Origin of the sequence: Microcoleus sp. CAWBG640 (assembly GCF_020883015.1) — a bacterium.
GTDB lineage: Bacteria > Cyanobacteriota > Cyanobacteriia > Cyanobacteriales > Microcoleaceae > Microcoleus > Microcoleus anatoxicus.
Window position 1 is genome coordinate 1 of record NZ_JAHRFC010000171.1, and the last position, 4,867, is coordinate 4,867.

Below are 4,867 nucleotides of genomic sequence, written 5' to 3' on the forward strand. Positions count from 1 at the left end.
CATCACAACTCGACCGCATTCAGTTTTAACCACTCGATTATGACCTCTAGTCCATCCAAGATTCCGGTTTCGGTTCTCATTCCGGCAAAAGACGAAGAACTTAATCTACCTGCGTGTCTGGCAAGCATTGCCAGGGCCGATGAAGTTTTTCTAGTTGATTCCCAAAGTAGCGATTTAACGGTAGAAATCGCCATCAGTAGTGGCGCAAAAGTCGTGCAATTCTACTTCGATAACCGCTGGCCCAAAAAGAAAAATTGGTCTTTAGACAACCTGCCCTTTCGTAACGAATGGGTATTAATTGTCGATTGCGACGAGCGGATTACCCCAGAACTTTGGGATGAAATTGCCGAAGTCATTCAAGACCCCAATTTTGAGGGTTACTACCTCAATCGCAAAGTTTTATTTTTAGGACAATGGCTGCGTTACGGAGGTAGATATCCAGACTGGAACTTGCGTTTGTTCAAGCATCAAAAAGGTCGTTACGAAAATCTGGGGACTGAATCCGTACCCAATACTGGCGACAACGAAGTTCACGAACACGTAATTTTAGCAGGTCCAGTGGGATACTTAAAAAATGATATGATTCACGAGGATTACCGCGATTTATTTCATTGGATAGAAAGGCACAACCGCTATTCTAATTGGGAAGCTCGTGTTTATTACAATATTATTGAAGGGCGGGACGACAGTGGCACTATTGGTGCCAACTTATTTGGAGATGCAGTACAGCGGAAGCGATTTCTCAAAAAAGTTTGGGTGCGGCTGCCTTTGAAACCAATGCTGAGATTTATTTTATTTTACTTTATTCAGTTCGGCTTTTTGGATGGAAAAGCTGGCTATATTTATGCAAGGTTATTGAGTCAGTATGAGTATCAAATTAATGCAAAACTTTACGAATTGCGTTGTTGTGGGGGTCAGTTGAATGTGGCAGAAACCCAGCCTACTTTGTCACCGCCGGTAGTTAGAAGTCAGGAGAGTGAAGTTAAATCGCCGTAGGCATTTCTTTTTTAAATTCGGCGGTTTCAACCGCCCGGTTCATGATTTGATACTTCCTCGGCTTGCTGCAAGGTATTATTAACTGGTTGACTTGGGGAATCGGATAATTGTGCAACGGATTTACGGCCAAACAATCTCAATCTACCATTAATTTTCGATGTCCCATTAATCAAACCAACAACTCCAGCCACAATTACCACAGCTAGGACACTCCATAATAGGCTGGCTATAGCGGGATGAATGCGATCGCCCGTTTGAGGTATCCTGAACACTATGGGCGTCTCAACATAAGCAGAAACAGCAGACACCACAATGCCTCCAGCCCCCAAGCCAGCACCCAATATTTCAATTTTTCTTTCTAAGGAGCGATCGCATTCCGCTTGTTCAATATCAACAATCCCTCCCACTAACTCCACCGCAATCTTAATCAAATCAGTGCCATGTTTGAAATAGCCTAAATCGCCCTTAATTTGTTCTTGAAAATACCGACAAGTTCTATCAACAAAAAAATTGAATGCTGTCAATTCATCAGGTATTAGCTCAGATTTATCACCAATTTGCAACAACTTTTCTTGATAGTTATAAACATGAATATTAATCGTGTTATTAAAATCTTCTAAACATTCCAAGGCTCTTTCATAATTCAAACTTTCTCGAAGTAACTCTTTGAGTTTGATTTTTAGATATTTCAACGATTCATCTATATCAACACTTTTCACCAAATCAACTTCAGTTGGCAATTCAATCCGACTTACTTCGGTGATTTTGGCTTCCAAGTTTTCGATTGTTTGCTCAATTTCTAAATATCGTTCCTTAAGTAGATGGTAATTTCTGCGACTATCAATAAAAGCTTTAGTGATTTTATGGCGGTGATAAAACAGTTCAAACAAAGGTTGAATAATCTTCCCTAATTTTCCCTCAATGTCATCATCAACCAGATAAACAAACACCTGTACTTGACTTTTGGGATAACTATACTCAAACATCGGAGAATCGAATAACTCAGTAGCCCGGTAAAAAGGTGGACGCACAGATACTTTTGGGAAGAGATGTTTTAAACATTCATCTGCAACTTTGCGAAAGTCATTGTCACTTGGCTGTTGATAAGTTTCTGATTTGTAGGTAATCAAAATAGTTTGTCCTAGCCAATTTTCAGGACTGTCAGCAACCAGCAGATTATTAACATTAAATTGTGTTAATGCTCCTGCGACTTCTAAGTCTTTATTTTCCTCAGTTTCTGGGCTACCAATTCTCGCTAAAATGCCTTCGCTATCATCGATACAGCAAAACTTTAACGAACCATCGATTTGATTTGAATGCGTAAATTTGTTAGGTTTAGTGAGGGGATAACTGAGGTTTGCTGGAGAAAAAACTAGACTTTTGTCGGGGCTAAAATATTGCCAGAGACTATTTGCCCAAGTCCAGACTGAGTCAACATCGGTTTTGCTTTCGCTGCTGAGTTGGTAGCTGTAGATATAGACTTGGGGATGGTCAATTTTTAGCATCTGGTGCGGGGGGATTTGAGGCTGTTTGAATGCGTTTTCTCAAGTTTGCTTCTAGCTTTTTGATGTTAGGATAGGTATTAGTGACTCTTTCATAGCCCAGTGTGACTTCGGATTCTGCGTCATCGAGATTTTTGCGAGTCAGACTTGCAATCTGCTCTGATACTTCTGGAAAGTTTTGATAGACTTTATTAATAGCTTCTTTAACTGCTTTATCAGTAGCATCAGACTCAGCTATCGGCAAAACAGTCTTGAGTAATTCTTCAATAAATGGCGGAGTCAGAATCTCTGGGGCTTTGGTAATCGCGTTACAGATTTCCGACAAAATCAGGGTTTTCATCATCATAATAAGTTTACCTCAAAAATGGATGTACAATGTCAAGTGCTGTAGGAGCGGATTTTACCAAAATAATTGCCGAAAATCAATCATCTTGTAAACCCGCTATAGGCGGATTTTACCAAAATAATTGCCGAAAATCAATCATCTTGTAAACCCGCTATAGTTTGATTAATTTTGTTCAGCTTGTTCTTGTTGAGCTTCGGTGATAATTTTTGCTACTTCAGCTATCGGCAAGTCAAAGGATGTAGCAATATCTTCTGTAGCTAATCCTAGATTAAACATTCTGAGCATTACAACTTTTTCTCGCTGTTTAGCTTCAGCTTGAGCTCGTGCTTGTGATTCAGCTTGTACTTCTTCAAGAATCTCTTGATAAACTCTGGTTTTCTTTAAGTCACTGAGGTTAAACATGGCGGCAATTTCCTCTCTGGATTTTTGGGGTAGCTTGTAAAAAATGATGGTTTCTAGTAAGTTGATGAAGCTCTCTCTGACTGCGATATTCGGTATTTCGGTTTCGGCTTGTCTGGCTAAATCTATAGCCAAATCTGAGGCCGTGTTTTCTGGTTCGATTACCAGTTTAAGTAATTTTATCGGTAGAGATGCTGTTTCTGGTTCCCTAAGTTCATCCAGGTAAATGCGGGTGATTTTTGGGAGTGCCAGCATTTCCTGAAAGTGGATGTCACTTTCTCTTTCTGTTTGCCGATTTGGGTAAATGACTACCAATTGCCAAGGGTGCGGCGGTTGGTATTGTTTGAGATAGATGAATAGTTCGGCAAATAAACGATAATAGAGATTTGGGTCTGGTTGAAATTGGACTTCCACAATGTAGAATGGTAGTTGGGGATCTGCGACAATTGGCAGAAACAAACCATCTAGGCGAAAGGCTAATTGTTTGACTTCTTGGGATGTGAATTGGTATTGGTTTGTAGCATCGGCAGGTATACCCAACAGGGCAAAGAAAATAAACGGGAATTCTTGGAAGATGCTGTAAAATAGGCTATCGGTTTTCATGGATTAGATTAAATTTTGCATCAGATAATCTCCGGTTGATTGATTCTTCTATCATAATGCCAAGTGCTGTAGGGGCGGGTTTTACAAACCATAATTGCCGAAAATTAATAATCTCGCAAACCCGCCCCCGCCCAACTATAAGCCGATCGCACAAAACGCTCCCCAATGATAAACATCACCGTAGGGTTTTACGGTCGGTTTATAGCGTCTCAGATATTCCGTAACATCTTCCTTTTGCTCTCCATCGAAACTATCCGAACCTTCCACCCATTCTAGCAAATCTGAAGTAGTAGCAGACTTAAACCAGCGCTGGGTATCATGGAGCGCTTGACCAATGCTAACTCCAGGTTGCAATACCTCATAAAATTTTACCATCATCAAGGCAGTCGAGAGGTCATTCACAGCCCAAAGACTGGCCAAAGTTCCCATTGCTCCCGCGTAGAGAAATCCCGTCGGTAATCCAATATAATCGGAGCGATTCTCCGTATCAATTAGCGCCGTTTCGCAGGCGGAAAGCACCACTAGGCGGCACTGTTTGAATCGCAGTCCGAAAATTTCAGCCAAAGTCAGGCATTTGTCAATATCCGCTGTTTTCCCCTCGCGCCATTCAACATAACTATCCGATGCACCTAAATCCGATCCCCCTAAATCCCCCTTAAGAAGGGGGACTTTGAGAACATCTTGCTCCCCCCTTAAGAAGGGGGGCTGGGGGGGATCTCCGGGTTCGACAAGAGGCGCTTTGAGCTCTTGTTGCTCACCTAAATTCGATCCCCCTAAATCCCCCTTAAGAAGGGGGACTTTGAGAACATCTTGCTCCCCCCTTAAGAAGGGGGGCTGGGGGGGATCTCCGGGTTCGACAAGAGGCGCTTTGAGCTCTTGTTGCTCACCTAAATTCGATCCCCCTAAATCCCCCTTAAGAAGGGGGACTTTGAGAACATCTTGCTCCCCCCTTAAGAAGGGGGGCTGGGGGGGATCTCCGGGTTCGACAAGAGGCGCTTTGAGCTCTTCTTGCTCCCCTAAA

General features: G+C 42.1%; 5 protein-coding genes. 1 reads left to right on the forward strand and 4 read right to left on the reverse strand.

Annotated features, from left to right (window positions below; genetic code table 11):
* The first annotated feature begins 39 nt into the window (after positions 1-39).
* On the forward strand, positions 40-996 hold the full coding sequence (locus AAFP11_RS29730) for a glycosyltransferase family 2 protein (RefSeq protein ID WP_341740242.1): 957 nt from the start codon (positions 40-42) through the stop codon (positions 994-996).
* Positions 997-1,022: 26 nt separating this feature from the next.
* On the opposite strand, the gene AAFP11_RS29735 is transcribed toward AAFP11_RS29730, so the two are convergent.
* From AAFP11_RS29735 to AAFP11_RS29750, 4 genes are all read right to left on the reverse strand, one after another.
* A complete protein-coding gene (locus AAFP11_RS29735) occupies positions 1,023-2,501 on the reverse strand; it encodes a hypothetical protein (RefSeq protein WP_341740238.1) in 1,479 nt (492 codons plus the stop codon).
* The gene (locus tag AAFP11_RS29740; RefSeq protein WP_341740239.1) at positions 2,488-2,844 is read right to left on the reverse strand and encodes a hypothetical protein; all 357 of its coding nucleotides are present in this window, start codon (positions 2,842-2,844) and stop codon (positions 2,488-2,490) included. Before AAFP11_RS29740 ends, AAFP11_RS29735 begins: the two co-directional genes overlap by 14 nt.
* A gap of 162 nt (positions 2,845-3,006) precedes the next feature.
* On the reverse strand, positions 3,007-3,846 hold the full coding sequence (locus AAFP11_RS29745) for an Rpn family recombination-promoting nuclease/putative transposase (RefSeq protein ID WP_341740240.1): 840 nt from the start codon (positions 3,844-3,846) through the stop codon (positions 3,007-3,009).
* Between the two features lie 135 nt (positions 3,847-3,981).
* A partial coding sequence (locus AAFP11_RS29750) for a CHAT domain-containing protein (RefSeq protein ID WP_341740241.1) occupies positions 3,982-4,867 on the reverse strand: 886 nt, incomplete at its 5' end.